Source organism: Reyranella soli (assembly GCF_007992495.1).
In the GTDB taxonomy this organism is placed as follows: Bacteria; Pseudomonadota; Alphaproteobacteria; order Reyranellales; family Reyranellaceae; genus Reyranella; species Reyranella soli.
In genome coordinates this window covers 1-25108 of record NZ_BKAJ01000011.1, presented here as the reverse complement: position 1 = coordinate 25108, position 25108 = coordinate 1, and the positions used below count along the sequence as shown (strand labels likewise).

General features: G+C 66.6%; 29 protein-coding genes, 2 tRNA genes and 1 riboswitch. Of the genes, 15 read left to right on the top strand and 16 right to left on the bottom strand.

The window, feature by feature from the left end; all coding sequences use genetic code 11:
* Positions 1-44: 44 nt before the first annotated feature.
* The 3 genes from RSO01_RS03050 to RSO01_RS03040 are packed head-to-tail and all read left to right on the top strand — an operon-like array spanning position 45 to position 2227.
* Positions 45-983: an SDR family NAD(P)-dependent oxidoreductase gene (locus tag RSO01_RS03050; RefSeq protein ID WP_147146087.1), complete on the top strand. Its 939-nt coding sequence runs from the start codon at positions 45-47 to the stop codon at positions 981-983.
* A gap of 50 nt (positions 984-1033) precedes the next feature.
* Positions 1034-1660 carry a LysE family translocator gene (locus RSO01_RS03045; RefSeq protein WP_147146085.1) on the top strand — a complete coding sequence of 209 codons (627 nt, stop codon included), beginning with the start codon at positions 1034-1036 and terminating at the stop codon, positions 1658-1660.
* On the top strand, positions 1661-2227 hold the full coding sequence (locus RSO01_RS03040; RefSeq protein ID WP_147146083.1) for a GNAT family N-acetyltransferase: 567 nt from the start codon (positions 1661-1663) through the stop codon (positions 2225-2227). It abuts the gene before it with no gap.
* On the opposite strand, the gene RSO01_RS03035 is transcribed toward RSO01_RS03040, so the two are convergent.
* The gene (locus RSO01_RS03035; RefSeq protein ID WP_147146081.1) at positions 2202-4274 is read right to left on the bottom strand and encodes a prolyl oligopeptidase family serine peptidase; all 2073 of its coding nucleotides are present in this window, start codon (positions 4272-4274) and stop codon (positions 2202-2204) included. The two genes, RSO01_RS03040 and RSO01_RS03035, sit on opposite strands and share 26 nt — an antisense overlap.
* A gap of 18 nt (positions 4275-4292) precedes the next feature.
* The gene (locus RSO01_RS03030; protein WP_218037221.1) at positions 4293-5210 is read right to left on the bottom strand and encodes a LysR family transcriptional regulator; all 918 of its coding nucleotides are present in this window, start codon (positions 5208-5210) and stop codon (positions 4293-4295) included.
* An 85-nt stretch (positions 5211-5295) separates the two neighbouring features.
* On the opposite strand from RSO01_RS03030, the gene RSO01_RS03025 reads away from it, so the two are divergent.
* Together RSO01_RS03025 and RSO01_RS03020 are read left to right on the top strand one after the other, a co-directional pair.
* Positions 5296-6501 carry an acyl-CoA dehydrogenase family protein gene (locus RSO01_RS03025; protein ID WP_147146077.1) on the top strand — a complete coding sequence of 402 codons (1206 nt, stop codon included), beginning with the start codon at positions 5296-5298 and terminating at the stop codon, positions 6499-6501.
* Positions 6502-6590: 89 nt separating this feature from the next.
* Positions 6591-6953 (top strand): VOC family protein, encoded by a 363-nt coding sequence (locus RSO01_RS03020; protein ID WP_147146075.1) that lies wholly within the window; start codon positions 6591-6593, stop codon positions 6951-6953.
* Positions 6954-6996: 43 nt separating this feature from the next.
* On the opposite strand, the gene RSO01_RS03015 is transcribed toward RSO01_RS03020, so the two are convergent.
* From RSO01_RS03015 to RSO01_RS02985, 7 genes are all read right to left on the bottom strand, one after another.
* Positions 6997-7413 carry an ExbD/TolR family protein gene (locus tag RSO01_RS03015; protein WP_147146073.1) on the bottom strand — a complete coding sequence of 139 codons (417 nt, stop codon included), beginning with the start codon at positions 7411-7413 and terminating at the stop codon, positions 6997-6999.
* Between the two features lie 15 nt (positions 7414-7428).
* A complete protein-coding gene (locus RSO01_RS03010) occupies positions 7429-8172 on the bottom strand; it encodes a MotA/TolQ/ExbB proton channel family protein (RefSeq protein WP_147146071.1) in 744 nt (247 codons plus the stop codon).
* A gap of 10 nt (positions 8173-8182) precedes the next feature.
* Positions 8183-8956 carry an energy transducer TonB gene (locus RSO01_RS03005; protein ID WP_147146069.1) on the bottom strand — a complete coding sequence of 258 codons (774 nt, stop codon included), beginning with the start codon at positions 8954-8956 and terminating at the stop codon, positions 8183-8185.
* Positions 8957-8986: 30 nt separating this feature from the next.
* On the bottom strand, positions 8987-9712 hold the full coding sequence (locus RSO01_RS03000; RefSeq protein ID WP_147146066.1) for a PepSY-associated TM helix domain-containing protein: 726 nt from the start codon (positions 9710-9712) through the stop codon (positions 8987-8989).
* A complete protein-coding gene (locus RSO01_RS02995) occupies positions 9712-10398 on the bottom strand; it encodes a Fe2+-dependent dioxygenase (protein ID WP_147146064.1) in 687 nt (228 codons plus the stop codon). The genes RSO01_RS03000 and RSO01_RS02995 overlap by 1 nt, the downstream gene beginning before the upstream one ends.
* 19 nt (positions 10399-10417) lie before the next feature.
* A complete protein-coding gene (locus RSO01_RS02990) occupies positions 10418-12712 on the bottom strand; it encodes a TonB-dependent receptor (protein ID WP_218037220.1) in 2295 nt (764 codons plus the stop codon).
* 142 nt (positions 12713-12854) lie between these two features.
* Positions 12855-12931 (bottom strand) — tRNA-Arg (locus RSO01_RS02985).
* Positions 12932-13035: 104 nt separating this feature from the next.
* Here RSO01_RS02985 and RSO01_RS02980 point away from each other — a divergent pair.
* Together RSO01_RS02980 and RSO01_RS02975 are read left to right on the top strand one after the other, a co-directional pair.
* Positions 13036-14103, top strand: coding sequence for a class I SAM-dependent methyltransferase (locus RSO01_RS02980; protein ID WP_147146062.1), 1068 nt, complete (start codon positions 13036-13038; stop codon positions 14101-14103).
* A gap of 7 nt (positions 14104-14110) precedes the next feature.
* A complete protein-coding gene (locus RSO01_RS02975) occupies positions 14111-14368 on the top strand; it encodes a hypothetical protein (protein WP_147146060.1) in 258 nt (85 codons plus the stop codon).
* 59 nt (positions 14369-14427) lie between these two features.
* Here the strand turns inward: RSO01_RS02975 and RSO01_RS02970 are convergent, their stop codons facing one another.
* Entirely contained in the window at positions 14428-14730 is a 303-nt protein-coding gene (locus tag RSO01_RS02970; RefSeq protein ID WP_147146058.1) for an ETC complex I subunit, read from the bottom strand.
* A 30-nt stretch (positions 14731-14760) separates the two neighbouring features.
* Positions 14761-14837: transfer RNA gene (locus RSO01_RS02965), tRNA-Pro, on the bottom strand.
* Between the two features lie 81 nt (positions 14838-14918).
* On the opposite strand from RSO01_RS02965, the gene RSO01_RS02960 reads away from it, so the two are divergent.
* Positions 14919-15326 (top strand): DUF2237 family protein, encoded by a 408-nt coding sequence (locus RSO01_RS02960; protein WP_147146055.1) that lies wholly within the window; start codon positions 14919-14921, stop codon positions 15324-15326.
* On the opposite strand, the gene RSO01_RS02955 is transcribed toward RSO01_RS02960, so the two are convergent.
* Positions 15313-15678 carry a hypothetical protein gene (locus RSO01_RS02955; protein WP_147146053.1) on the bottom strand — a complete coding sequence of 122 codons (366 nt, stop codon included), beginning with the start codon at positions 15676-15678 and terminating at the stop codon, positions 15313-15315. The genes RSO01_RS02960 and RSO01_RS02955 overlap by 14 nt on opposite strands.
* Positions 15679-15741: 63 nt before the next feature.
* Between RSO01_RS02955 and RSO01_RS02950 the strand changes: the two genes are divergently transcribed.
* On the top strand, positions 15742-16401 hold the full coding sequence (locus RSO01_RS02950) for a class I SAM-dependent methyltransferase (protein ID WP_147146051.1): 660 nt from the start codon (positions 15742-15744) through the stop codon (positions 16399-16401).
* A 62-nt stretch (positions 16402-16463) separates the two neighbouring features.
* Here RSO01_RS02950 and RSO01_RS02945 read toward each other — a convergent pair whose 3' ends face one another.
* Positions 16464-16967: a DUF192 domain-containing protein gene (locus RSO01_RS02945; RefSeq protein WP_246157999.1), complete on the bottom strand. Its 504-nt coding sequence runs from the start codon at positions 16965-16967 to the stop codon at positions 16464-16466.
* Between the two features lie 80 nt (positions 16968-17047).
* Positions 17048-17151: riboswitch (TPP riboswitch) on the top strand.
* Between RSO01_RS02945 and RSO01_RS02940 the strand changes: the two genes are divergently transcribed.
* From RSO01_RS02940 to RSO01_RS02930, 3 genes are all read left to right on the top strand, one after another.
* Positions 17137-17859 (top strand): ABC transporter ATP-binding protein, encoded by a 723-nt coding sequence (locus tag RSO01_RS02940; RefSeq protein WP_147146049.1) that lies wholly within the window; start codon positions 17137-17139, stop codon positions 17857-17859. It overlaps the preceding riboswitch by 15 nt.
* On the top strand, positions 17856-18590 hold the full coding sequence (locus tag RSO01_RS02935; protein ID WP_147146047.1) for an ABC transporter permease: 735 nt from the start codon (positions 17856-17858) through the stop codon (positions 18588-18590). Before RSO01_RS02940 ends, RSO01_RS02935 begins: the two co-directional genes overlap by 4 nt.
* 2 nt (positions 18591-18592) lie before the next feature.
* On the top strand, positions 18593-19546 hold the full coding sequence (locus tag RSO01_RS02930; protein ID WP_218037219.1) for an ABC transporter substrate-binding protein: 954 nt from the start codon (positions 18593-18595) through the stop codon (positions 19544-19546).
* Positions 19547-19632: 86 nt separating this feature from the next.
* Here RSO01_RS02930 and RSO01_RS49410 read toward each other — a convergent pair whose 3' ends face one another.
* Positions 19633-20151 carry a cold-shock protein gene (locus tag RSO01_RS49410; RefSeq protein ID WP_147146043.1) on the bottom strand — a complete coding sequence of 173 codons (519 nt, stop codon included), beginning with the start codon at positions 20149-20151 and terminating at the stop codon, positions 19633-19635.
* A 123-nt stretch (positions 20152-20274) separates the two neighbouring features.
* Here RSO01_RS49410 and RSO01_RS02920 point away from each other — a divergent pair, with 123 nt between their 5' ends.
* Positions 20275-21153 carry an SDR family oxidoreductase gene (locus RSO01_RS02920; RefSeq protein ID WP_147146041.1) on the top strand — a complete coding sequence of 293 codons (879 nt, stop codon included), beginning with the start codon at positions 20275-20277 and terminating at the stop codon, positions 21151-21153.
* 158 nt (positions 21154-21311) lie between these two features.
* On the opposite strand, the gene RSO01_RS02915 is transcribed toward RSO01_RS02920, so the two are convergent.
* Together RSO01_RS02915 and RSO01_RS02910 are read right to left on the bottom strand one after the other, a co-directional pair.
* Complete coding sequence (locus RSO01_RS02915) at positions 21312-22430, bottom strand: aromatic ring-hydroxylating oxygenase subunit alpha (RefSeq protein WP_147146038.1); 1119 nt, start codon at positions 22428-22430, stop codon at positions 21312-21314.
* Between the two features lie 100 nt (positions 22431-22530).
* Positions 22531-23487, bottom strand: coding sequence for a LysR substrate-binding domain-containing protein (locus RSO01_RS02910; protein WP_246157997.1), 957 nt, complete (start codon positions 23485-23487; stop codon positions 22531-22533).
* A gap of 124 nt (positions 23488-23611) precedes the next feature.
* Between RSO01_RS02910 and RSO01_RS02905 the strand changes: the two genes are divergently transcribed.
* On the top strand, positions 23612-24376 hold the full coding sequence (locus RSO01_RS02905) for a crotonase/enoyl-CoA hydratase family protein (RefSeq protein WP_147146036.1): 765 nt from the start codon (positions 23612-23614) through the stop codon (positions 24374-24376).
* Positions 24377-24592: 216 nt separating this feature from the next.
* A partial coding sequence (locus RSO01_RS02900; RefSeq protein WP_147146034.1) for a protease complex subunit PrcB family protein occupies positions 24593-25108 on the top strand: 516 nt, incomplete at its 3' end.

Genomic DNA, 25108 nt, shown 5'->3' with positions numbered 1-25108 from the left:
TTGGAAGGTAATTTATCTTGTCATTGACAAGATTTGAGGTTGCCATGTCGCTCGACACCCCCAGCCCGCCCAATCGCCGCCGTATCCTCGGTTCGACCACCCTTGGCGCTGCCGCCGGCCTCATCACCGGCTTAGCGGCAGGCGTCGCCCTCGCACTGCCAGCCAAATCGCCCCCCATACCGCCGCAGCCCGGCCGCCGTCGCTTCGACGGCAAGGTCGTCGCCATCACCGGCGCCACGTCGGGCATCGGCCGGGCCGCCGCCCTCGCCTTTGCAGCGGAAGGCGGCAAGGTCGCGTTCTGCGGCCGCCGGACAGCGCTCGGCCAGGAGGTCGAACGCGAGATCAAGGCGGCCGGCGGCGAGGCCGTCTATGTGAAGGCCGACGTCCTGGTCGAGGACGAAGTCCGCACCTTCATCGACGCCACGATCGCCGCCTACGGCCGGCTTGACGTCGCCTTCAACAACGCGGGCATCACCATCGAGAAGACGCTGCACGAGTACAGCGCCGAGGAATGGGACCGCGTCAACAACACCAACCTGCGCGGCGTCTTCCTCGCCATGAAGTACGAGATCCCGCACATGCTGAAGGCGGGCGGCGGCACGATCGTCGTCACCGCCTCGTCCAACGCCATTTCCACCCAGGCCAAGCGCACGGCCTATACCGCGAGCAAGCGGGCGCTGGTCGGCCTCGTTCAGGGCGCGGCGCTCGACTACGCCCAGCAGGGCATTCGCGTGAACACGCTGATCCCCGGCACGACCGATACGCCGTTCCTGCGCCGGGCCGCTGGCATGGAGAGCGTGCCGGACGCCGTGTGGCGGGTCGGCCTGAACCAATGGGTCAAGAACAACGTACCCGGGATCGGGCGTCTCGCCACCGCGGAGGAAGTCGCCGCGTTGGCGCTCACCCTCGCCTCCGACGAGCATCCCTTCATGACCGGTGCGCAGATCGTGATCGACGGCGGCAAGACGGCAAAAGCCGGCTGACCTCTGCGAAAGCCTGTGGCTTGATCCTCCGGAAGCAACCGGAGGATTGCATGACGTTCGAAAGCTGGGCCGCCTTCACTGCCGCCTCGGCGGCGCTGCTGATCATCCCGGGGCCGACCGTGCTGCTGGTCGTCTCCTACGCCCTGGGTCAGGGCTGGCGCACCGTGCTGCCCATGACGGTGGGCGTGGCGCTGGGCGACTTCACCGCCATGACGCTTTCCATGCTGGGCCTGGGCGCCCTGCTCGCCGCCTCGGCCACGCTGTTCACCATCCTGAAGTGGGTGGGCGCGGCCTACCTCGTCTATCTCGGCATAAAGCTCTGGCGCGCCGGCGGTACGCTCGAAGCGGCGCCGCGCACCGACGCGGTCTCGGCCGCGCGGATGCTGGGCCATGCCTGGCTGGTAACGGCGCTCAACCCCAAGAGCATCACCTTCTTCGTCGCCTTCCTGCCGGCCTTCCTCGATCCGCAGGCCGACTTCCTCACCCAGATGCTGGTGTTCGAGACCACCTTCCTGCTGCTGGCCTTCGCCAATGCCTTCGGCTACGCGCTGGTCGCCACCCGCGCCCGCGGCTTCGTCGCCAACCCGCGCGCCATCGGCGTGGTCAACAAGGTGGGCGGCGGATTGCTGATCGGCGCCGGCGCAGCGACCGTCACCTTCGCGGGCTCGAGGAGCTGAATGGAGATCGTCGATTTCGGGACGCTTGCGGCGTCCCGGCGTGCCGATGCCGCCGCGATCCTGCGCGACGCCTTGGCCCATGTGCCGTCGGCCTACAACGGTCCCGGCGAAGCAGAGGCCGAGGTGGCGTTGCGCTGCGCCGAGGAAGGCTGGCTGGGCCACGCCGCCCTGGAGGGCGAGCGGCTGGTCGGCTGGATCGGCGCGATCCGCACCTACAGCCACGGCTGGGAGATCCATCCCCTGGTCGTGGCGCCGGACTGCCAGCGCCGCGGCATCGGCTCGGCGCTGATGGCGGCCCTCGAGGCGCGCGCCCGCAGCGAAGGCGTGCTGACGCTCTTCCTCGGCAGCGACGACGACTACGGCGGCACCAACCTGTTCGGCCGCAATCTCTGGCCCGATGTGGTCAACCACGTCGCGACGATCGAGGCGACGGCGCGCGGGCACGCCCTCACCTTCTATCGCCGGCACGGCTATAAGATCGTCGGCCTGCTGCCTGATGTGAACGGCGCCGGCCGGCCGGACATCATGCTGGCCAAGCGACTCACGACCAGCCGATCTTCTGCCTGAGGAACGTGTAGCCTAGCGCCGAGAAAGCAGCCCGTTCCTTGTTGTCCTTGCCGTAGCCGTGGCCGCCGGCGGCGGGCTCATAGAAATAGACCTGGTCGTAGCCCATGGCGTGGAGCTTGGCCGTCATCTTGCGGGCATGGCCGGGATGCACGCGATCGTCGCGCCGCGTCGTGGCGATCAGGATCGGCGGATAGGCTTGACCGGGCACGGCCTGATGATAGGCCGAATAGGTTTTTAGCCACTCCCATTCCTCCGGCTTGTCGGGATCGCCGTACTCGGCGATCCAGCTCGCACCGGCCAGAAGCTTGGAATAGCGGCGCATGTCGATCAGCGGGATGGTGCAGAACAGGGCGCCGAAGCGCTCGGGATAGCGCGTCAGCATGTTGGTGATCAGAATGCCGCCGTTCGATCCGCCCTCGGCAGCGATGCGGCCGGGCCGCGTCACGCCGCGGCGTACCAGGTCGGCGGCGACGGCGGCGAAGTCGTCGTGCGACAGCCGCTTGCCCGCGCCGCGGCCGGCCTCGTGCCAGGGCGTGCCGAACTCGCCGCCGCCCCTGATGTTGGCAATGACACTGGTGCCGCCGCGCTCCAGCCACATCTTGCCGATGCTGGCGTTGTAGTAGGGCATGCTCGCGATACGGAAGCCGCCGTAGCCGGTGAGATGCACCGGCGCATCGCCGGTCTCGCCGGCCGGGCCAGTCTGGGTATAGGGGATACGCTCGCCGTCGATCGAGATCGCCTCGTGGCGCGTCACCACCAGGCCTTCGGGCGAGAAGGCCGGCGAGGATCGCTTGAGCAGGACCGGGCCCTTGTCCTTGGCAAGCAGCATCAAGGAATGCGGCGTCAGCGGGTCCTGCACGGTCGCGACCAGATCGCCGTTGCTCTCCGACGGCTCGACGTCCAGCGGCGAGATGTTGACCACGCCGATCGCCGGCAGGCCGGCCAGTCCGTGTCGCGTCCATCCGGCGTCGGACGGCGTGACGACCTCGAACACCGGCTGCAGGTTGTCGAGGATCGACAGCACCAGCCGGCCCGTATTCCAGAAGAAGCCTTCGAGTACCCGCCGGTTAGCCGGTTCGAACAGGACGGCGAAATCCCGGCTGCCGGCCATGAACGCGTCGAGCCTGATGCCGAGCAGGGTATCGGCAGGCCAGGTCCTGCCTCCCACCGCCCAGGCCTTGCGCGGCTTGATCGCCATCCAGTCATAGTGCGTCTGCAATTCGACGTCGGTCGGCAGGTCGAGCTTGATCCCGTTGGCGCCCTCGCCGTCCGCCATCCAGAGATTGATGTCGAAGAAACCGATCTGTTCGGCGTACCATACGATCTTCGAGGCATGCTCGCGGTCGACTCCGGCGCCGGCCAACATGCTCTGCCGCGGCACTTCGAAGAGAACCGGCGCCTGGGCTGCGTCCGTACCGCGTCGCCACAGTCGCACCGTGCGGGCGTAACCCGACGTCGTGACATCGCCGCCCCAGGCGCTGCTGAGCAGCAGCGTGTCGGGGTCGAGCCAGCTCACCCCGCCCTTGGCTTCCGGCAGCACGAAGCCGTCCTTCACGAAGACCCGGCTGGTCAGGTCGAACTCGCGCAGCACCACGGCGTCGCTGCCGCCGCGCGACAGGCGGACGATGGCGCGATCGTGCGTGCCGGTCCGCGTCGCCGCACCGCCCCAGATCCAGTCCTCGCCTTCGGCCGCGGCCAGGGCATCGACGTCGAGCAGGACGTCCCAGGCCGGCTGATCGAGGCGATAGCTTTCGAGCGTGGAGCGACGCCACAAGCCGCGCGGGTTTTTGGCATCGAGCCAGAAGTTGTAGACCCACGGCCCGCGCCGCCCGATCATGGGGATCTTGTCGGGCCGGTCGAGGATCGCCGCCAGGGTGTCGCGGTCGGCGGCAAACTGCGCGCCGCCGAAGGTTTTCAATGTGCGGTCGTTCTCGGCTTCGATCCAGGCAAGCGCGCGTTCGCCCTCGATGTCCTCGAGCCAGAGATACGGATCGTCATCGGGCTTATCGACGGTCGGCCTCGCATCGACTTTGGCATCAAGGGACACGTGAAACTCCGGCGCTTGTCAGGGGCGCGCAGTCTTGCCCAAGGCCTCGACGAGCTGCAAGCGCAGCCAGCGATTGGCCGGGTCGTTGTGGACCCGGTCGTGCCAATAGAGGAAAAGATCGAGCGTCGGCATCCTGAGCGGCATGGCCAATACCCGCACGCCCGATGCCGCACCGAGCAGCGACGCGTAGCGCGCGGTCATCGTCAGCACCAGGTCGCTCCCCGCCACGACCTGGATGGCCGCGAGGTAGTTGCGGCAACGCAGGCTGACGTGGCGGCGCTGGCCGTGCTGGCCGAGCTCGATGTCCTCCGCGCCCGGACCGCGGCGGCGCGACGTCACCATGACGTGCTTCTCCGCAAGATACGTCGCCAGCGTGAAACCCGGCCGCACCCGCGGATGGCCCTTGCGGGCCGCGACCACGAAGCGATCGGCGCTGATGCGCTGGCGATGGATGCGCTCCGACAGGGGCAAGGCCACATCGAAGGCGGCATCGAGCGTGCCGTCGGCCAGACCGTTCTCGACACTGCGCCGGCGCATCTGGACCGTGCGCAGGTCAATCCCCGGCGCTTCGCGGGCCAGGCGTTTCATCAGCTTCGGCAGGATGAGCACTTCCATGGGATCGCGCATCGACACCGTGAACACGGTCCTGGCCCGTGCCGGGTCGAAGCCCTCGCCCTTCTCGATCAGCGCGCCGAGGGCCTGCAGCGACTGGCGCAGCGGCTCGACCAAGCCCTTGGTGAGTGCCGTCGGTGCGAGGTTGCGGCCCGCGCGCACAAACAATGGATCGTCGAACAGCTCGCGCAGCCGGGCGAGCGCATGGCTCACCGCAGGCTGGGTGAGGTTGAGCCGCTCGGCCGCCCGGCTGACGCCGCCTTCGGCGACGATCGCCTCGAGGACGACCAGGAGATTGAGGTCGACGCGCGACAGATTAATCATGTGCATGAGATATCATGAAATCTATTCAATTTCCTGATGCGGTGCAGCGCCTTAACGATGCCCACGCAGCATCAGGAGGCACGCCATGGAATTCGCTTACTCCGACAAAGTCACGACCCTGCAGGAAAAGCTCAAGGATTTCATGGACCGCCACATCTATCCCAACGAGGCGCGCCACGACCACGAGATCGCGACCGGCGATCGCTGGCAGCCGACGGCTCTGATGGAGGACCTCAAGAAGAAGGCCCGGCTGGAGGGCCTGTGGAACCTCTTCCTGACGCACTCGCCGCGCGGCGCGGGCCTCACCAACCTCGAATACGCGCCCCTGTGCGAGATCATGGGTCGCGCGCCGATGGCGTCGGAGGTGTTCAACTGCTCCGCACCGGACACCGGCAACATGGAGACGCTGGAGCTCTACGGCAACGAGGAGCAGAAGGAGCAGTGGCTGAAGCCGTTGCTGGCGGGCGAGATCCGCTCGTGCTTCGCCATGACCGAGCCCGCGGTCGCCTCATCCGACGCCACCAACATCGAGAGCACCATCCTGCGCGACGGCAATCACTACGTGATCAACGGCCGCAAGTGGTGGACGACGGGCGCGCCCCACCCGCGCTGCAAGATCGCGATCTTCATGGGCAAGACCGATCCCGCCAATCCCAGCCGTCATCGCCAGCAGTCGATGGTGCTGGTGCCAATGGACACGCCAGGTGTGAAGGTGGTGCGGCCGCTTTCAGTGTTCGGCTACGACGACGCGCCGCACGGCCATGCCGAGGTGGTGTTCGACAATGTCCGCGTTCCGCGCTCCAACATCCTCTTGGGCGAAGGCCGCGGTTTCGAGATCGCCCAGGGCCGGCTGGGACCGGGCCGCATCCATCATTGCATGCGCGCGATCGGCGCGGCCGAGCGAGCGCTCGAGGACATGTGCAAGCGCGTGAAGTCGCGCGTCGCCTTCGGCAAGCCGCTGGCCGAGCAGACCGTGACCCTGGAGCGCATCGCCGAGGCGCGCATCATGATCGAGCAGGCGCGCCTCCTGGTGCTCAAGGCCGCCTATATGATGGACACAGTCGGCAACAAGGTGGCCCGGGCGGAGATCGCGATGATCAAGGTCGCCGTGCCGAAGATGTTGTCGAGCGTCGTCGACATGGCAATCCAGGCGCATGGTGGCGCCGGCGTCTCGGACGACTTCGGCCTGGCCAAGGCCTACGCCTCGGCCCGGTCGATGCGGATTTTCGACGGTCCCGACGAGGTCCATCGCAACCAGATCGGCCGGCAGGAACTCGCCAAGTACAACTGACAGCACTGCTGGCATCCGTTCACGGCCTCGGGTCAAGACGCCGGCACGAATATCGGACAGGATCGCTCTCCTTTCGAGGAGGAGCGATCATGGCCACGACCAACAGCGACAACGACCGCCGCATCGACTACGTCGAGTTCGACGTGACCGACGTAGCGCGCGCCAGGAAGTTCTATGGCGACGTCTTCGGCTGGACGTTCAAGGACTATGGCCCGGACTATTGCGAGTTCCGCGATGGCCGGCTGACCGGCGGCTTCGCCGGAGCGGACAAAGCGCGCGGCGCCGGCGGTCCGCTGGTCATCCTCTATGCCAACGACCTTTCCGAGATCCAGCGCCGAGTCGAGGCGGCGGGCGGGCGCGTCGTCAAAGCGGCCTACGATTTTCCCGGCGGCCGCCGCTTCCACTTCGCCGATCCGGACGGATACGAGCTCGCAGTGTGGACAGCGCGTTAGTGCTGGGGGCGCGCCACTGGAGTGGCGCGCCCCCAGCGCAAGACTACCGCGCCGGTTCGCTGACGAAGGCGACCTTCGAGAGGCCGCCCTTCGAGGCGTCGGCCAGGGTCTCGGCGACGTAGCGGTAGGGCACGTTCTGATCGGCGCGCAGGTAGACCTCGGGCTGCGGCCGCTTGCGGCCCTCCTCGGCGAACCTGGCGATCGCGTCCTCGCGGCTGAGGCGCTCGCCCTTCCAATAGAGCGCGCCGTTGGCGTCGATGGCGAACTCGATCTTCTCCGGCTTCTGGATGTCGTTGGCCGAGGTCGCCTTGGGCAGGTCGAGCTTGACCACGTTGGTCAGGAGCGGCGCCGTCACGATGAAGATCACCAGCAGCACCAGCACGACGTCGATCAACGGCACCATGTTGATCTCGGCCATGGGCTGGGAGGAGGTTTTGCGTTCGAAGCTTCCGAAGGCCATGGGTCCCCTCCTCGCCTAGTAGTTCACGGCGGCAAGCGGCACGGTGCCGGGCCGGCCGCCGCGGCCAGCCGTCTGCAGGGTGCGGCCGATCAGCAGGAAGTTCAGCAGCTCGAAGGCGAAGGCGTCGAGCTTGGTGGTCAGCACGCGATTGGAGCGGGTCAGCCAGTTGTAGCCCATGACCGCGGGCAGAGCGACGGCAAGGCCGATGCCCGTCATGATCAACGCCTCGCCCACCGGTCCCGCGACCTTGTCGAGCATGCCCGAGCCCGACATGCCAATCGCCACCAGCGCGTGATAGACGCCCCACACCGTGCCGAACAGGCCGACGAACGGCGCGGTGGCGCCGATGGTCGCGAGCATGGTGAGGCCGTTCTCCAGCGCCGTCGTCTCCTCGTCGAGCACCTTCTTGATGGTGCGCGTCAGGAACTCCTGCTCCGATCCCGCCTCCTCGAGCTTGGCGGCGCCGAACTTGGCGTGATGGGCCTGGGCGTGCAGCGAATGTGCCGTGAGATGGCCGAACGGCTCGTGCACGCCGTGAACGCTGAGCTCGTTCTGCACCTGCTCGAGCGACGTCGCGCTCCAGAAGAAGGTGAGGAATTTCTGGCTGCGCTTCTGGCGCACGACCTGGCTGATGCCCTTGTAGACGATCAGGTACCAGGAGATCGCCGACATGATCGCCAGCACCGCCAGCAACACCTTGGCGACGATGTCGGACTGCGCGATGAAATGGCCGAAGCCCAGTGACGATGCGTCACCCATGACCTAACTCCTACCTCAACACAAAATTGATCGGCACCAAGACCCACACCGCCTGCGTCATGCCGCCTTCGGCGTAGGGCCGGAACTGTGCGGCGCGAACGGCGCTCACCGCCGATTCGTCGAGCGCCGGATGGCCCGACGAGGTTTGCAACGAGACTTGCGACGGCCGGCCGGCGACATCGATCAGCACACGTACCATGACCGTCCCCTGGTCGCCGGCCTTGCGGGAGCGGGCGGGATAGATCGGGTTGGGCGGCACCAGGAAGCCGAGCTGCGAGGCCGATATCGTCCTCGGCGCGCTGGCCGCGCGCGGCGTCGCCTGCTGCGGCTGATTGTCGACAGGCGCCTGCGGGACCGGCGCCGGCGGCTTGCGCTGCACCGGCTTGGGTTGCTCGGGCTTGGGATCGGGCTTCTTCTGCAGCGGCGGGATAACGGGTGGCGGCGGCTCCTCCGGCGGCGGGATGTCGACCTTGGCGATCGGGAATTCCGGCGGCGGCAGGTCGGGCGGCGGCGGCTCGACGATTGCGGCCAGGTCAGACTGCTTGATCTCGACCGGCGGCGGCGGTTCTGCGTTCTCGATCTCCGGTTCAGCCGCCTGCTCGGCCGGCACCATGCGCACTTCCATGGGCGCGATGTCGCCCACGATCAGCTTCGCGGGCTCGACCTGGGTCAGCGCCCAGCCGCCACCGACATGGAAGAAGATGACCAATGCCAGCAGCGCGCGCTTGACCGTCGGCGTCAGCGGCTCCTTGGAAGCCCCGATGAGCGCCTCGAGGCGGGGCATGAGAGGAAGTTCAGGTCTCACGAGGCCTTATCACCATTGCAGCGGCGACATCGCAAGGGCCGCCGTCACGATCACAGAAATGCCAAAGATCACGATCCCTGCAAGTCGTCGCCGATGGGTCTCCCACCATAGAATAGTGCCGCTGATCGACAAGAAGATCATGGCGCCGGCCAACGTGTCGATCAGCAGGATCCACGGCGCCGGCATGGTCGTGCCCTTGTGAAGATTCGTGAGCGTGGCGATGAACCCGTTCTGCGTGGTGCGCACGCTGGCCGACCGGTTGCCGACCCAGTACTCGACCTGCATCACCTTGTTGGGGCCGCCGAAAGCGAAGGTCCAGCGCTCGGGCTGCATGGCGGGCCTGCCCTCTCCACTCCGCTCGGGGCCACTCCGCTCGGAGCCACTTCTCTCAGGGCCGCCTCGCTCCGCCCAGGGAACAGGCCGCGAACGCTCGACCCGTATGTTGTTTGCCGGACGATCGGCCTTGAGAACGCCCTGCAGCCAGGCTGCCATGGCGTTGGCCGTCTCCGGCCTCGGGTCGGGCAACGGGATTTGCGTGCTGCTCTGCTGCTGGTCGGGCAGTTCCAGCTTCATGACGCTGCGATGGTTGAGCCAGATGCCGCTGGTGCCGGCCATCAGGCCGAGCAGCGCGCCCCACAGGCCGAACCAGCCATGGGTGCGCCGCACCCAGCGCACGAAGGCCAGCCTTCGGTTCACCCGGTTGCTCGTCAGGGCTGTGGCGGCGGCTTCAGCCATCAGGTCTCGCTCCATATCCTGACGAGGTTGTGATAGCAGCCGATCAACGATCGTCGCGCGAGCTCGTCGGCATTGGTCTGGTTGAGGCGCTGGATCGCCTCGTCCATCTGATAAAGGACGCCACGCTGCGTCTCATCGCGGATCAGGCTCTGCACCCAGAAGAAGCACGAGGTGCGGACGCCCCGCGTGATCGGCGTCACCTGGTGCAGGCTGGTCGCGGGATAGACGACCATGCTGCCGGCCGGCAGCTTCACGCTGTGTCGGCCATAGGTGTCCTCGACCTCGAGCTCGCCGCCGTCGTACTCGTCAGGGTTGGTGAGGAAGAGCGTCGCCGACACGTCGGTGCGCAGCTTGGCACCGTTGTGCGGATGGATGCGCACGCTGCCGTCGACATGGGCGCCGAACTTCATGCCTTGGCCGTAGCGATTGAACATCGGCGGATAGATGACGTTGGGCAGAACGGCGCTGATGAACAGCGGATTGATCTCGAGCGCGTTGACGACGATGCGCTGGCAGGCCAGCGCCACGTCGGACGCCTCGTCGATCTGCTGGTTGAACTTGACGGGCGCGCCCTGGTAGCCCGCGGTCACGCGCCCGTCGACCCACGCTTCATTGGCCCCGTCGAGCCGAGCGCGCAGGCTGACGAGCTGCCCGGCGTCGAGAACGTTGGGAATGCAGACCAGCATGATCGACCAACCGCCTCGCTCACATGCGGTAGGTGAAGGTGAGCAGGCCGGTCAGGCCAGTGCCCGGCACGGCACGGCCGCCGTCCGACGCCATCAACGAGTCGTAGTACATCGTGTTGAAGACGTTGAAGACGTTGGCGCGCAGCTCCCAGGTCGGCGCCTTGTAGGCCGCTGTCGCGTCGAAGCGGAAATACTCCGGCACCTGCACGGTGTTCTGGTTGTTGGCGTAGCGCTGGCCGACATAGAACATGCCGCCGCCGATCTCATAGGTGTCCTTGATCGTGTAGGTCGTCCAGATGTTGCCCGAGTCCTTGGGCGTGTTGAGCGGCACGTTGCCGGTCGTATTGCCGACGCCGCCGATGTTCGTGATGCCCTGGATGATGCGGGCGTTGAGATAGGCGTAGCCGCCGAAGACCTGCCATTCCGGCGTGATCCGGCCGGCGGCGCCGACGCGCGCGCCCTGTACCTGCACCGTGCCTGTCGGCGTGAAGGTGCCGTCGGCGTTCTGGGTGCGCGCATTGTACTTGGTGATCTGGAAGATCGCGCCGTTCAGCGACAGGTTGCCGTTCAGGAACTCGTACTTCGCGCCGGCCTCGAAGCCTTCGTTGTTCTCCGGCGGCAGCGTCTGCGTGCCGGTCGTCGAGGTGAGCTGCTCGAGCGAGGGATTGAACGACGTGCTGTAGGAGACGTAGTACGACTGCTGGCGCGTCGGCTCGATGATGACGCCGCCGCGCTTGCTGGTGAAGAAGTCGGTCTGGAACAGGTAGGGCGTCGTGGTGTTGCCGACGGTGTTTGCCGAATTGATCGAGTTGCCGACCTGCGCCCCATAGACGTCCCAGCGCAAGCCGGCGACCAGCTTCAGCCAGGGCGTCACCTCGATCGTGTCGTTGAAGTAGGCGCCGAATCCCCAGGCCGACGAGGAAGCATAGTTGCCGGGGATTTCCGGCGAGTTGCCCGGAGTTCCGCCCCCGACGGTATAGCCCGCGGGCGTGCAGCCCACCGAGCCCGCCACCAGCGCGATGCCGTTGCAGGAGCCGTTACGGGTGTAGGTCTTGTTCGTATAGGACTCGTAGTTGAGGTCCACGCCCATCAGCAGCAGATGGCCGAACTCTCCGGTCTTGAACTTGGCCTCGAGCTCGGACTGGTTCTCGAAGGTGATGTCGTTGATGTTTCGGTCGCGACTGATCTGGCGAATGTAGAGCTGGTTCAGCGGCGCACCGCTGTAGGGCGTATTGCCTGGTCCGTTGGTGGCCTGGACGAAGCCGAAGTTGGAGCCGAGAGTGCCGACGAAGGCGCCGGACGTCTGGCGCACCGACGTGTTGACCCACAGGAACTCCGACTGGTTGCGCGCCCTGAAGTTCGGGTTGAACTTGTGCTCGACCGTGGCGTTGAGCTGGATGACGTCCTGCTCGGTGTAGTCGTCGGACAGGCCGTAGTTGACGTTGCGCGGCACGTTGATCGGGAAGCCGTTGAGCGGTGGCACGCCGTAGTTAACCTGGTCCTTGCGATGTTGCAGGATCGCGCCCAGCGTGATCTCGGTCGGCGTACCGATGCCGAGCTTGACCGACGGCGCCAGGCCGAAGTCCAGGACGTTCGTGTTGTCGATGGTCGTGGCCTTGCCCCACTGGAACATGCCGTTGACGCGCGCCGCGTTGTTCTCGCCGAACGGCGTGTTGACGTCGGCCGTGCTGCGGATGAGGCCGTTGGTCGTCACCTGCCCGCTGAGCTCGGTCGCCTGCTTGAGCCCGGGCTTCTTGGTCACCTGGTTGATGACGCCACCGGTCGAGCCGCGGCCGAACAGCATCGAGGACGGGCCCATCAGGACCTCGATCGCCTCTAGGGCAAACGTGTCGCGATAGTACTGGGCGCGGTCGCGCATGCCGTCGAGGTAGATGTCGGTGCGCGCCGAGAAGCCGTTGAGGTTGATGTTGTTGCCGATCGTGCCGCCCTCGGCCGAGCCGATGGTGACGCCCGGCACGTTGCGCACCGCCTGGTCGAGTGTCGTCGCCGCCTGCGAGTTCATCAGCGCGCGGTTGATGACGATCACCGTCTGCGGCACGTCCATCAGATTCTCGGCGCCCATGCGGAAGATCGACCCGCGCGTGGTTTGGAAATCCTCGCTGGGGCGCGAGCCGGTCACGGTGACGGGCTGCATGGTGGCCGGCGCCGCGGTCGGGGCGGCAGGATTCTGGTCGGGCGGTGGGGGCGTCGGCGCCGGGCCCTGCGCGTTCTGATCGGGCGGCTGTTGCGCCATCGCCCCGGAAGCGAACAGCAGTCCAGCCATGGCAGTCGTCGCGGAAATGGTACGCGTCACGTCAACTTCTCCCCAGAGCACTCGTCGAACGAAAATCAGCGAATGCGAGTCATTATCATGACTTTATTGGGAAGTGAGAATTATTTGCAACTAGAACTGCAAAGCAAAAATACACACCTGCTGCAGTCTCCACGGGAAGAATTGGCGCGCCCGGCTGGATTCGAACCAGCGACCTACCGCTTAGAAGGCGGTTGCTCTAATCCCCTGAGCTACGGGCGCAGACCCATTGGGCCGACACGACAATAACACGGATCACGGCCGGCAATTTGACCGCGCGCTTGGGTCCGGCCATAGCAGATCGTCGCGTTTTTCAGGTAGGTTTGATGCTCGCCTCGAATTTTAGGCCCCTTCAGCCCATCCCCGGCGAAGATCCGGACGACAAGCCATTGGCTCTGCTCGCCAAGATGCGGGGCAACACCGCCTTCCCGAAGCACGTCCTGCGCTACTTCAAGGACTACCCTGCCCGCTCCTTTATCAGCGACGAATCGCGGGCGATCCTCTACTCGCTGATCCGCAGCCTGCGGCCCGAAGTCGTGGTCGAAGTCGGCACCCTGTTTGGCGGCACGACTGAGGTCCTGGCTCGGGCGCTGTGGCGCAATGGCAGCGGCGTCGTGCACACCACCGACCCTTTCGGTGCCGACCGCTGCCCGCCGATTTTCGCGGCCTGGCCGGCCGAGCTGCAGAAGATCGTGCACTTCCATCCGCTGATGTCGATGGAGTTCTTCCTCGAGCTGGAACGGCGGGGACTCCTGATCGACCTCGCCCTGGTCGACGGCAACCATGACTACGAGTTCGCGCTGTTCGATCTGCTGATGGCCGCCCGGCGACTGCGGCCCGGCGGGATCGTCATCCTCGACAACGTCGACCAGTCCGGCCCCTTCCATGCCGCGCGCGACTTCCTGGCCAAGAATCCCGGGTGGATCGAGATGGGCGACGGCATCGCTTCCTACGATCCGTCGAAACCCTTCGATCCGGACCGGTCCTCGGCGTCGAGGACGACTTTCCTCATGCTGAGATCGCCGCAGTTCCTGTCGATCTCGGAGGCGCCGAGATCCTGGGGACAGGCCGCGGCAAGCGGACCGTCGCTGGCCGGGTTCGCGCTCGGCCTGCCGGCCCAGGTCACCAGCGGGACGCTGCATTATCTGGTGACCTTTCGAAGCTTTTCGGTGGGTTCCCACGACATCGCCGAGGGCAAGACGCGCGGCAGCGTGCGGATCGATTTGCGCGGCGAGCCGTCGTCGCTCGTACATCGCTTCGAGCAACCTTCCCGGCCCGAAGTCGCTGAACCGGACAGGTACACCTTCGAGATCGATGTTTCCTGGCAAGCCGATGCCGCAGCGGCACCGCTGTCCTTGACCGATGTGCCGCAGCCGCTCGCGGGGCCAAAGTGAGGTTGAGATGAGCGATCAGGCATTGCTGGCCAAGGTCGGCCAGACGATCTGGGGTCCGGCCTGGCAGGAGCCGATGGCCGCGGCCTTGAAGCAGTCGCCGGGCACGATCGCCGAGTGGCTCGCCGGCCGCGCCATCGTGCCGGCGGACTCATGGAAGGCGCTGCGGGAAGCTGCACGCCTGCACTATCTCAAGATCGCCGACCTCGATCCGCAGATCGTCAGCGCCTACGACGCCGCCGTGGCGCGGGCCTCAGCCAGGCGATAATGCGTTTTCCGGTCAAGTCGAACCGCAAGCGGTTCGATTTGACCGGAAAAGCGCACGGGTCAGTGCGTCCAGCGGCCGACGCGGTTGTAGGCGAAATTGTCGGCGTAGGCCTTGGGCCTGACGTGCCGTGCATGCGGCAGCTCGACGGTGTAGCGCCAGCCTTCCTTTTTGGCGTAGGCCGTCGCCTCCTCCAGGGTGGCGAAGTAGAGCTTCACCTGCTGCATGGTGTCGCGCGAGCTGGTCCAGCCCATCAGCGGATCGATCTCCTTGGGGGCGGGCTCGCTCTCGAGCAGCCATTCCTTGGTGTTGCGCTGGCCTGATTGCATCGCCGTCTTGGCTGGCTTGTAGATGCGAACCTGCATGAACGTCGATACTCCCCTGCGGCGGCGGCGTGGTCGGGGCGGCCGGATTTGAACCGACGACCTTCTGCGCCCAAGGCAGACGCGCTACCAGACTGCGCTACGCCCCGCCGCGATGACCCTTAGGCGCCGGTTTTCTACCAGCGACCGGGACCGCTCGAAAGCGCAATTTCCGGGTGGTATCCTGTGCCATGTTCGACCAGACACCCGAGCAGGGCCGCCCCGGCCGTGCGCCCTCGATCAACGTCCTGGGCGGCGCCCTGCAGCCCTGCTCCATCGACCCCGTCACCGGGTTCTATCGCGACGGCTGCTGCAATACCGGCCGCGAGGATGTCGGCCTGCACACGGTCTGTGTCGTGATGACGGCCGCGTTCCTGGCCTTCTCCAAGGCCCAGGGCAATGACCTCTCGACACCGATGCCGCAGTACGGCTTCGCCGGGCTGAAGCCAGGCGACCGCTGGTGCCTGTGCGCCAGCCGCTGGAAAGAGGCGCTGGAGGCCGGCGCCGCGCCGCAGGTCGTGCTCGAGGCCACGCACGCCGTGACCCTGCACGTCGTCTCGCTCGACGAGCTGAAGAAGTACGCCGTCAGGCTTCAATGAACTGGTAGCCGGTGCGGATGCGGCCGTCGTCGCCCAGCACCAGGAAGTCGAAGCCGACCGAGATCACCTCGCCGCCGGCCGCTGGCAACATCTCCCAGCGCAGCTTGACGGTGTCGTGGTGGCCGTCGACGCTGCCTTGCAGGCGAAAGACGTTGCCCTTCTCCTTCACCCACTTGTCGTAGGCGTCGGTTACGCGCTTCTCGATGCCGGCGTGGCCCACGGCCTCGAGCGTACGGGCAAGATGATGGGCGTCTTCCTGCCAAAGTGTGCGGATGAGCTGGCGGCGCTTGCCGGCGTCGGGCTCGTTCCACACGGCGATGTAGTCCTGGACGAAGGTCTGGATGTCGCTCATGGGCGGAACATGGCGTGATGCCCGGGCAGGGTCGATGATGTGCAAGGTAATCGAGGTGTGGCGATGAAGAGTTGGCCAAAGATCGACGGCGCGCTCGCCGACTATGTCGACGGCAACTGGCTGCGCGACAGCCCGCTGAAGCGCCGCCTGCGCGAGGAAACCGCGAAAATGCCGGGCGCCGGCATGCAGATCTCCGCCCACCAGGGCCAGCAGATCGGCCTGCTGGCCCGCGCCGTCGGGGCGCGGCGCGCGGTCGAGGTCGGCACTTTCACCGGCTATTCGGCACTCTGCATCGCCGAGGCCCTGCCGGAGGACGGCAAGCTCTGGTGCTGCGATGTCAGCGAGCAATGGACCCAGATCGGCAAGCGCTACTGGAAGGAGGCCGGACTGGAGAGCCGCATCGAGCTCACCGTCGCTCCCGCCCTCAAGACGCTCGACTGGCTGCTGGCCCAGGGCCTCGCCGGCCAGATCGACCTCGCCTTCATCGATGCCGACAAGACCAATTACGACGCCTACTACGAGCGCTGCCTGAAGCTGGTGCGCCGCGGCGGGCTGGTGCTGATCGACAACGTCATCTGGGGCGGCTCGGTCGCCAACCTCGCCGACAAGGATGCCGACACCGAGGCGATCCGAGCGCTCAACGCCAAGCTCAGGAAAGACGAACGCGTCGACCTCACGCTGTTCGCGGTCGGCGACGGCATGACCTGCGCGCTGAAGCGGTAAGGGAGCTCATGATCATGAGCCGGCCAGAGGCCGGCGGTCCGGAAGAGTATGAACGCGCTCTCTTAAGCGTTGCCGAAGATCGGGTGCCTGACCTTGTCGCCGGGCTTGATGCCGAGCAGGCGTGCGCTGCCGCCATTGATCTCGAGCACGGCGCGCACCGGGAACTGGCTGGGGATGGCGTCGGTCGACAGCGGGGTGGCGTTGGCGTGGACGTGCTTGATCGTGCCGTCACCGGCGATGAACACCATGTCGAGCGGGATCAGCGTGTTCTTCATCCAGAAACTGACCGGCGCATCCTGGTAGAAGTCGAACAGCATGCCGTCGTACGGCCCGAGCTTCTCGCGGTACATCAGCCCGCGCGCACGCTCGGCGTCGTTCAGCGCCAGCTCGACGTCGAACTTGATCTCGCGGCTGGCGGTCACCACGACCAGCGACGACTTCTTGAAGGTGATCTCAGAGCTCTGCGCCAGCGCGCCGCCCGCCATCAAGACAGCGGGCGCTGCAAGCAGCAGACGGCGCCCCAAGGAGAGCTGGGCGAGCCGCGTTCCGGAACGAAGGGATGCCATGGCCATGGAATAACGGGTGCCCGGCGATTTCGTCAAACTCAAGACGCTTGCGTGACAGTTCCGGCCTTTCCATAGTGGCCGGGTTCACCGGGGGGAGCCCATTCTGGGCTGAGAGGTTCGCAAGGACGACCCCGGCAACCTGATCCGGTTAGTACCGGCGTAGGGACTGGTGACGTACTTGTCGGCTGCTCCTCCCCTTCTCGTGCGCGATGCGCGCATCGCCTTCGGCGAGCGACTGGTTGCCCGCGACCTGACGCTCGAGTTTCCAGCCGGACGCACCACCTGCCTGCTCGGCCGTTCGGGAGTCGGCAAGACCTCCCTGTTGCGCTGGCTGGCCGGCCTGCTGCCGGACGCCCCGCGTGCGCAGCCCGTCGCCTACATGGCGCAGTCCGACCTGCTGCTGCCGTGGCTGTCGGTCCTCGACAATGTCCTGCTGGGCTACCGCCTGCGCGGCGACCGCGTAGCCCTCGCTGCCGCCGAGGCTCGCGCCCGCATCCTGCTCGCCGAAGTCGGCCTGGCCGACCGGCTCGACGACCGTCCGGCTCAGCTGTCGGGTGGCATGCGCCAGCGCGCGGCGCTCGCCCGCACGCTGTGCGAGGACCGGCCGGTCGTGCTGATGGACGAGCCGTTCGCCCATCTCGATGCGGTGACGCGGCTGGAGTTGCAGGATCTCGCCGCGCGTCTGCTCGCCGGCCGCACCGCCGTGCTGGTCACGCACGATCCACTGGAAGCGCTGCGCGTCGGCCATCAGATCCGCGTGCTGTCTGGCTCGCCGTTCATCGCCGGTCCGGCGATCGAGCCGGTCGGCGTCGTGCCGCGCGATCCGGCCGATCCCGCCCTGCTCGGCCTGCATGCGCGCCTCGTCGCCGAGCTGCGCGGCCTTGCGCCATGAGACCGCTGATCACCGCCATCGGCTTGCTGCTCGGCTGGGAAGCGCTGGTCTGGGCCACCGGCGTGCCGTCCTACATCCTGCCACCGCCGTCACGAGTGCTGACGGTGCTGATCGAACGGTCCGATCTTCTGGTCGCCGAGGCCGCCTGGACCGCCACCGAGATGGTGGTCGGCCTGCTGCTCGGCCTGGTGCTGGGCGGCACTCTTGCCATCGTCTTCGCCGCTTCGGCCGGCTGGCGCCGCTGGGCGCTGCCGCTGGTAATCGTCTCGCAGGCAATCCCGGTGATCGCCATCGCACCGCTGCTGGTGATGTGGCTGGGCTACGGCATGGCCTCCAAGGTGGCGATGGCGGCCCTGGTGATCTTCTTCCCCGTTGTCAGCACCCTCTACGACGGGCTGCGACGCACCAACGAGGGCTGGCTCGACCTCGCCCGCACCATGGATGCGAGCCCGCGCGCCGTCCTACTGCAGATCAGGCTGCCGGCCGCCCTGCCCGCCTTCGCGTCCGGCGCGCGCATCGCCGCCGCGGTGGCGCCGATCGGCGCGGTGATCGGCGAATGGGTCGGCGCCAGCGCCGGCCTCGGCTACCTCATGACGCTGTCCCTGGCGCGCGGGCAGACCCCGCTCGCCTTCGCCGCCCTTGTCGTGCTCTGCCTGCTCGGCCTCGCGCTCTACTACGCGACCGACTGGGCGGCGCGCGTGTTGGTACCCTGGCAATCGCAAGGAGAATGACGATGCGAATTCTGATCCGCCTGCTCGCGGCGTTCGCGCTGGTGAGCCTGATGGCTGGTGGGGCGCTGCCCGCCGCGGCACAGGACAAGGTCCGCCTGCTGCTCGACTGGTTCGTCAATCCCGACCACGCCTCATTGGTGATCGCCAAGCAGCGCGGCATCTTCACCAAGCACGGACTCGACGTGGAGCTGATCGCGCCGGCCGATCCCAACGCGCCACCCAAGCTGGTGGCGGCGGGCCAGGCCGAATATGCCGTGTCCTACCAGCCGACCCTGCAGATGCTGGCGGCCGAAGGCCTGCCGCTGGTGCGCGTCGGCGTGCTGGTCGCCCAGCCGCTCAACTCGCTGGTGGCGCTCGAAGACGGGCCGGTGAAATCGATCGCCGACTTCAAGGGCCGCAAGATCGGCTATTCGATCGCGGGCTTCGAGGAGGCGCTCCTGGGCGCCATCCTCGAGAAGGCCGGGCTGACCTTGAAGGACGTCACCCTGATCAACGTCAACTTCGCCCTGACCACCGCGCTGATGAGCAAGCAGGTCGACGGCGTGATCGGCGCCTTCCGCAATTTCGAGCTGAACGACCTTGCCCTGCACAAGGCCAAGGGCCGCCTGTGGGAGGTCGAGAAGAACGGCGTGCCGACCTATGACGAGCTGATCCTGGTCACCAAGCGCGAGACCGTCGACGTGCCGCGCACCAAGAAGCTTTTGGCCGCCATCGCCGAGGCGACGACGTGGCTTAGGGCCAATCCGGACGAGGCCTGGGGCATCTTCTCGAAGTCGGGCAAGGAGCTCGACAGCGAGCTGAACAAGCTTGCCTGGAAGGACACGCTGCCCCTGCTGGCGACCGATCCGAGCGCGCTCGATCGCACGCGCTACACGGCCTTCGCCGACTTCCTGGTGAAGCGTGGCCTGATCAAGCAGGCGCCGGCGCTCGACAGCTATTTGCGGGAGATCAAGTAGGTCTTCTTCTTCCGGACCGTGCGCTTCCAGCGCGCTCATGATCATGAGCGCGCTGGAAGCGCGCGGTCTGGAAGATCATGAGTTGACTAAGCCGCCCGTATCTCGACGACCTGCAGTCCCTTCTGGCCTTCGGCGATGCGGATCATCACCTTCTGGCCGGGCGCCAGCGATTCCATGCCGTGGCGGCGCAGCACCGCGGCATGCACGAAGATGTCGCCTTCGGTCGCCTCGCGCGTGACGAAACCGTAGCCGCGCTCGTTGTTGTACCACTTGACCAAGGCGGCGATGTAATCGCCCATGGCGATGCCGTCGGGCACCGGCGGCGGCTTGGGTGCCGTCGCTACCGCCGTCGACGAATCGACGTCGAGCACCTTCATGACCTGCCAGCCTTTGGGGCCACGCACGCCGGCGCAAGTCACTGTCGCTCCGGGCTTGAGATCTTCATGCCCGGCTTGGCGCAGTGTCGTTACATGCAGGAACGCGTCGCTGTTATCGGCGTCAAGGGCTAAGAACCCATATCCCTTGACGGCGTTGAACCACTTGACCTTACCACGCAGCTCAACCGTACCGACGTCCCCGCCCGTCTCTCCCTGTTGGGTCGTCATTTCAACGATCCCATGTTGTTATTGGGAAATCCTATCACTCAAACCTGACCGTGCAACAGTTCTTGTAACGAACTTTCCGGACCAGCTAGACGACAGTGGCACTGCAATCTGGGGGAGCGTTTGATGTTTCGGACCGATCTGTTCAAGGGAAAGCGTTTCCTCGTCACCGGCGGCGGCACTGGCCTCGGCCGCATCATGATGGAGAAGTTCGTCGAGCTGGGCGCCGATTGCGTCATCTGCGGCCGCCGCGGCGGCGTCCTGGAAGAGACCGCGAAGGCGGTCATGGCCAGGCATCCCGACCGGCGGGTCGAGACCCATACGGTGGATATCAGGGTCGCCACGGCGGTCGAGGAGATGGTCGACCGCATCTGGGCAACAGGGCCGCTGGACGGATTGGTCAACAATGCTGCCGGAAATTTCATCTCCCAGACCAAGGACCTCAGCCCACGGGCCTTCGACGCCATCGCCAACATCGTCCTGCACGGCACGTTCTACACGACCAACGCCTGCGGAAAGCGCTGGATCGCCGAGAAGCGCAAGGCGAGCGTGCTCAGCATCCTGACGACCTGGGTGTGGACCGGCAGCCCGTTCGTCGTGCCTTCGGCCATGTCCAAGGCGGGTGTCGCGGTGATGACCCAGAGCCTGGCCGTCGAATGGGGCCGCCACGGCATCCGGCTGAACGCCATCGCGCCCGGCCCCTTCCCGACCGAAGGCGCGTGGGCGCGGCTCAATCCGATGAAGGAGGGCGATGACGACCGCTACAAGGCGCGCAACCCGCTGGGCCGCGTCGGCCGCCCCAGCGAACTCGCCAACATGGCGGCGTTCCTGATGAGCGACGAGGTCGAGTACATCAACGGCGAGGTCATCGCCATCGACGGCGCCATGGGCATCATGGGCAACGGCACCTTCTCCAGCATGATGGCCTACAGCGACGACGACTGGCGCCGCATCCGCGAGCAGATCCAGTCGACCAACGCCACGGATCGCGCGAAGCGGAGTTAGCTCTTCCTCAAGTCCCTCCCCCGTCATCGGGGGAGGGTACGGGAGGGGGAGAGCCTCAGTGAAAGCGCCCGCAGATTTCAGATCTGAAATTTCAAAGATCGGTTTGTCGCCTGCCCCCTCCCTACCCTCCCCTGTGTGACGGGAGAGGATAAGAGAGATCAAGCCAGCGCCGCCGTCAGCGTCTTGTGGAAGTGGACGATGGCGCTTTCGTAGTGGCCGAAGATGAAGGCGTCGTTGGCACGGCTGCCGAGGCCGCGCTGGATCGCCTGCACTACCGCGCGGTCTTCCTGCGCACCGGTATTGCCGACGAAGTCGGCGTCGCGCCTGGCCTCGGCCAGGGCGGCGGGATCGTCGCCGCCGCCGTTGGTCAGCGTGTAGGTGATCTGCCGCGTGCGATCGACCGCGAGCGGCTCCAGGATCACCACGTTGGTGTGACGCGACAGCACCGTGATCAGCACGTTGGGAAACAGGTGATAGACGTAGGTCAGGAGCCCGTCGACCCGGCGCTCGGCCGGCGGCACCTTGGCGAGCTTCTTGATGCGCTGGAACGGATAGGTGACCCGGCTGTGCCGGCCGAACAGGTCGATGACGTTCAGATTGTCGAAGCCATAAGGCAGGAAGCTCTCGGGATGCGTCGACTTGATGTGATAGCCCTCGATGAAGCCTTCCAGCAGGATCTTCCAGTTGACCTCGAACTCGCGCTCGGCCGTCGCGAAGAGGCGCTGCTCGGGTGAGATCAGCTTGTCGAGCCCGCCCAGCGAATCGTCGCCCAGCGCCGGCTCGTCCTGGGTGACGAACACCAGCCCGAAGCGCTCGCTCGCCGTCATCGGCACCAGCGGATGCGCCTCCTTGTCGAAGCCGGGAAAGCCTTCCTCGTGCGGGATGTGGCGCAGGCGGCCTTCGAGATTGTAGGTCCAGCCGTGATAGCGGCAGACGAAGGCCCGCGTGCAGCCCGAATCGCTCGCCACCTGCATGCCGCGATGGCGGCAGGCATTGCGGAAAGCGCGCACCTTGCCGTCGACGCCACGCACCACGACGGTCGGCGTGCCGGCCGCGTCGCGCGCGATGTAGGAGCCGATCTCGGGCAGGGCCGCCGCCGGACAGAACGGCGTCGGTGAACGCCGCAGCACGCGCTCGATCTCCGCGGCGAGCCGCTCCTTCGACTGATAGTTGGCGACCGGCTCGCGCCAGACCTCCTCGCCGATATCGGTCGTGCCGTTGGCGATATGGTCGAGCACGCGCTGCGCCACCGACCGGTCGTCCATTGCCGCTTTCATCCCAGCCATCCATTGCCGTGTTTTGCTGAGCATACGCCTGCGGCCGGGCGCGACGGAAGAATCCGCGGCCTGCTGGGATGAACCGCGTTCAACCGTCCGTTCAGCCCTTCTTGGCGAGCTCGCCGCGCAACCAGCGCTTGAAGCTGCGCAGGGTGGGGTTGGCCGTTTCCTGAGGTCGGTGCACCAGCCAGTAGCCGCCTGTGGCATGGCTCATGGGAAAGAGCCGGCAGACCGCGCCGACCTGCTCGCGCTCGACGAACAGGGGCGCCAAGCCGAGGGCCACGCCGGCCCCGCTTTCCGCGAGCTGCAATGCGGTCTCGAAGCTGTCGACCCAGACGGCCTGCTTCGCCTTGACCGTGCCAGCGCCGACCTGGCGCAGCCAGATCGGCCAGGCGAGCGGGAACGACACGACATGGATCATCGGCGCCCGCGCGATGTCCGCCGGCTGGCGCAGCTTGAGCTGCTGCACGAGCGCCGGCGTCGCCACCGGCGTGACGTGCAGGTCCATGAGATGCTGGGCGACGAGGCCCGGCCAGTTGCCGTCGCCCGCGCGCACGCCGGCATCGAACGGTTCGTTCTCGAGGTCGAGCACGCGATTCGAATTCTCGATCGAAAGCTCGATCTCGGGATGGCTTGCCATGAAGCCGGCGATGCGCGGGATCAGCCATGCCGACACGAAGGTCGACGAGAGGCTGAGTCGCAGCCGGCGACTGGCTTCGCTGCCGGCGAGCGGCGTGGTGGCCCGCATCAGCTCGCCGAACGCGCGGCCGGTCGCGATCGCCAGGCGGCGGCCGGTCGGCGTCACCTCGACCACGCGATGCGCCCGGCTGAACAACGTGTCGCCCATCGCCTTCTCGAGATTGCGGATGCGATGGCTGATGGCGGAGGGCGTGATGTGCAGCGCTTCGGCCGCATCCTTGAAGCTGCCCAGCCGCACCGCCGCATCGAAGGCCTGAAGCGCTAGCAGCAAAGCCGGCCGCAGCCGTGTCGCGGCGGGCATCGGCTCGGCCGCGCGCAGGAGTTTCGGCGGCGAGACGGCAGCGGAGCGTGCAGCCATCCCGGGATTGTGCCCGCCGCCGCGCAGGCTGTCACTCCGATGGCGTGCATCGATGAAGATGGTTCAACGATCGACGCGTCCAATTCATTTGTCGACCGCCGGCAACAGACACGATCATCCCTCGATGCCAGACCTTCCCACTGTCTGCTGCCAAGTCGACGGCCCCGTGACGATCGTCACGATCAACCGCCCGACCGCACGCAACGCCGTCAATCCGCCGACGGCCAACGCACTCGCCGAAGCCTTTCGCCGCTTCGATAGCGATGTCTCGCAGCACGTCGCGATCCTGACCGGTGCCGATGGCACCTTCTGCGCCGGCTACGACCTGAAGCAGACGGCGGCCGGCCATCGCGGCCACCGCCAGGAAAGCGGCGACGGCCCGATGGGACCGACACGGCTCACGCTCGGCAAGCCGGTGATCGCCGCGGTCGAAGGTTACGCCGTCGCGGGCGGCCTGGAACTCGCGCTGTGGTGCGATCTCCGGGTGGCAGCGCGCGACGCCACGTTCGGCGTGTACTGCCGACGCTTCGGCGTGCCGCTGATGGATCTCGGCACCATCCTGATCGGCCAGAGCCGGGCGATGGACATGATCCTCACCGGCCGCGGCGTCTCGGGCGAAGAGGCCGAACGGATCGGGCTCGCCAATCGTCTGGTCGAGCCCGGCCAGGCGCTTGCCGAATCGCTGCGCCTTGCGCACGAACTTGCACGCCTCCCGCAGGCCGCCCTGCGCAACGACCGCCGTTCAGCCATCGAGCAATGGTCCCTCGGCTGGGACGCAGCAACGCTGAACGAATTCCGGTTGGGCATCGCCACGGTCGCGACTGGCGAGACCGAGGCCGGAGCGCGCCGCTTTGCGGCCGGCATCGGCCGCCACGGAAAGCCCGTGTAACGGCCACGATCGCCGCCTGTGTTGCACGAAAGCCACATGCTGCAATGATTGATACGACAGCACCGCGAACCATAGCTGGCCCAGCCTCAATTGAGCCAAAGTGTAGTGGTCATTTCGGACACTCACTTGGTTCAGCCCGGGTTCCCGAGATCTGTTGTGCGATTAGACGCGAAGACAGTTCCCTCTACCGTTGATCACCTGCCGCGGCGGCGGCTCTTGTCGTATGGCGCCCTCGGCGCCGGTGCTCTGCTGCTGCCGATCGGCAATGGCTTCGCCCAGGCCATCGAGGGACGTCACTGGGCAGGTGCGACGGCAATCACCCGCCAGCCGGAGCAGGTCGTCGCCGGCACGGTCGCCGAATGGCGCAGCCTGTGGGGCCGCGTCGGCAGCCCCGCGCCCGACGTGTTCGAGCCCGGCCGCATGAATGCCGTCGGCATCTTCCTCGGCCGCCGCGCCAGCGAGGGATACTCGGTCAACATCCTGTCGACCAGCCGCCGTCGTGACCGCATCGTCGTCGTCTTCGAAGAGCGCATGCCAGCTGAGATCATGCTGGCGCAGCGCATGCCCGCCCCCTCCGCGCCGCCGCGGCCGGTCGCCAGTGCGCCGAGCGGCTTCGCAGGCGGCGCTGGCGCGGGCTTCGCACCGTCCACGGGCGCCAGCCTCGCGCCTCCCCCGCCGCCGGCGACCCGTCCGGTCGGACAACCGACCTCGCCGTGGGCGATCATCCTGATT